This is a genomic window from Streptomyces sp. NPDC058620, from assembly GCF_042717135.1.
Taxonomy (GTDB): Bacteria; Actinomycetota; Actinomycetes; order Streptomycetales; family Streptomycetaceae; genus Streptomyces.
The window spans coordinates 1-2,583 of record NZ_JBHXQO010000135.1; the positions used below are offsets into that span (position 1 = coordinate 1).

At 59.5% G+C, this 2,583-nt stretch carries 3 protein-coding genes; all 3 read left to right on the forward strand.

Annotation, left to right across the window (positions count from 1 at the left end; translation table 11 throughout):
- Nucleotides 1-525 precede the first annotated feature (525 nt).
- Entirely contained in the window at nucleotides 526-1,029 is a 504-nt protein-coding gene (locus tag ACFWSK_RS37595) for a hypothetical protein (protein WP_383796644.1), read from the forward strand.
- A 95-nt stretch (nucleotides 1,030-1,124) separates the two neighbouring features.
- Nucleotides 1,125-2,000, forward strand: coding sequence for a hypothetical protein (locus tag ACFWSK_RS37600; RefSeq protein ID WP_383796647.1), 876 nt, complete (start codon nucleotides 1,125-1,127; stop codon nucleotides 1,998-2,000).
- Nucleotides 2,001-2,354: 354 nt separating this feature from the next.
- Nucleotides 2,355-2,583: hypothetical protein (locus ACFWSK_RS37605; RefSeq protein ID WP_383796649.1), on the forward strand; the 229-nt coding region annotated here is incomplete at its 3' end.

Here is a 2,583-nt window from a genome sequence, read left to right on the forward strand (position 1 = left end):
CGGAAGCTCCGCTGCAGCACCACCCGGATCACAGCCGCCGTCCGTGCCGTCGTCGCCCTCGAACTCGCCACCTGATCAAGATGGAAAAGGCTCATTGATCCGAAACAGTTGGGTTCCGGGTCGTTGGGTGGATGTGAGCGATCTAGTGGGGGACGCCCGGCATCTGTCGCCGTCAGCACAGGAGGCCGCCTGCGCGTTTGAATTCGTCACATGATCCTCAGCCTGTCAATGTTGTTGAGACGTCAGACATCTCGATCAACAGCTCGTGGGCCTTGTTTGTTGTACTGCCCAGACCGTCACCCGATTGGTGGCCATCTCGAAGAATCTCACTGAAGATCATTTAAGGGAATGGTCTTAGTTTCGGTCATTGTGGGGGGTGGCTACATAGTAATCCGGCCGATTAGTCACGCACCGCTCAGCCGGGCTAGTCGCGGAGATATTGTCATACGGAAGCGGTCAGGGGTGGGAGTCGAAACTTGTCAAACCGACTCGAGCACCCGACCTTGAGTATCAGGCGGGGAGAGAATGTCGAAGAAATCCTTCATGGCACGTTGTGCGGCGACTGCTGCCATCACGGTGGCTGCGGTGCTCGTTCCTGCTACACAGGCGAGCGCCTACATCACGTACAGCGAAGATCAGTGCTCGTCGTCGACGAGATGCTTCGCGATCATCTACAACAGCACTCAGAGCAGCGGCACCTTCCATAGCGCCTGTTTCCTCACGAACAAGACTGAGGACTCGCACACCGGCTACAACTACCTGACGTCCTCTGGGATGCAGGAGATCCGATACCAGTTCGGTTACGACATGGGTATCTCGCTTCCCAACGGAAGTTCGTGCCGCTGGACGGAAGGCTCCGGTCAGGGCGTGAAGAACAATGCTGCGGGCGGATCCAACGGTGACAGCCGATCGCATCGGATCTACTACAACAGCAATCAGTCAGGTGCTTACCAGACAATTGAGGCCGACCACAACGAGAACCTTATTTCTTCCCTGAAGAACGAAAACGCTAGCAGTGCGAGGCTGTGATGAATGTGCGACACATCTTCTTTGTTCCTGCTGTCGCCGCTTCTCTGGCGGTACTCATGGTCGGCTGCGGGCATCAGGGCGGGAACGGTCCTCGGGTGGTGACCGCCGGCGGACCGGCGGAGGCTGAGTCCGAGGCCGCGACTCCCAAGGTCTTCCGGGAGAACTGGCCGGCCAAGGTTCCTGCCGCTGGGCTGGCCAAGGGCATGGCTCTGCCGCTTGAGCAGTTCATGGCGTCCTACGCAGACGAGATCGCCGTTCAGCAGGCACGGGACGTCGCTGAGATGTCCTGCATGCGGCGCTACGGCTTCACGAACTGGAAGACCGAGGACCTCGGCACCTCCCCGCCACCTGCGGACAACGCGTCGAACATGCCCCGTCGCTACGGGCTAACCGTGCTGGCGGAGGCTAAGGACTACGGCTACCACGTGCCCGACTCCGGCAAGGAGAGTACTCCGCCGCCCGAGCAGGACGTGCCGGATGCTGAAACGGTCCTGCAGGGGCTCAAGGGAGGCGCTGAGGCTAAATCCTTCAAAGGCAAAGAACTTCCCGAGGGTGGCTGTAGTGGAGAGGTCAACCGCAAGGTCGGCGCTCTTGACACCGCGCTCGTGGAAGAGTTGAGCGGCAAAAGTTTTGAGCGGTCGCAGCAGACTCCCACTGTCAAGGCCGCGATGAGCGAATGGGCCGCCTGCATGAAGACGCGCGGCTACAACGTGGAGACAGTCTGGGATGCCAGCGACCTCGTGGCGACGAATGGGTTCACGGCTTCGGATAAAGAAATCGCAGTAGCCACCGCCGAAGTCGAATGCAAGGAAAATACCAACCTGGTCAAGGTCTGGTTCGCCGAGGAATCCGCTATTCAACAGCAGCTCATCGCTGACAACAAGCCTGCGCTAGCTCGCGCACAGACCCGCTCGAAGGGCACACTCAATACCGCCTCGACCGTAAATTCGAAAGCGGCTCAGGGTCTCTGAACCGGAGCACAGCGGAGTTGACCGTTGAGCTCTCTATTGATTCCTGCCTGCTCTGATTTCGGCACCTGCGAGTACGTAGCAGTCCCGCACGCCCAGCTCTAAGGCCGTGCGGGACTGGTTTCGTAATCGTCTACAACCGGGGCAGGTGGAAGTCTCGGCTGTTCGTACCGAGCTCAGGAAAACGGAACATCGATTGCACCTGGTCAGCTCAGACTAAGGTCGAAAGCTCCCAGAGAGCGCTTTCAGTGTTGCCTCTCCAACAGTTGGTGAACGCGTCAGCCCCGGGCCAGGTGACACGATCCGCACCAGCGGCGTCGGGCGCGTTTCGTCAGCCGCAGCCAGGCCTACTGCTACATGAAGATTGGCGGCAGCCCCGCGTCGAGAACTTTCTCCAAGTCGACTCCTGCAACGGTCAGCATCGGTGACGGCGAGACAACCACAATTTTGAATTTCAGCAAGTGGCCGCCGGCGAGCTGGCTTCGGAATCCACTGAGCCTTTTCCATCTTGATCAGGTGGCGAGTTCAAGGGCGACGACGGCACGGACGGCGGCTGTGATCCGGGTGGTGCTGCAGCGGAGCTTCC

Bases quoted from the DNA above. Each gene is read 5' to 3' on its own strand.
- ACFWSK_RS37595 (WP_383796644.1), top strand. From the start codon at position 526: ATGTCGAAGAAATCCTTCATGGCACGTTGTGCGGCGACTGCTGCCATC.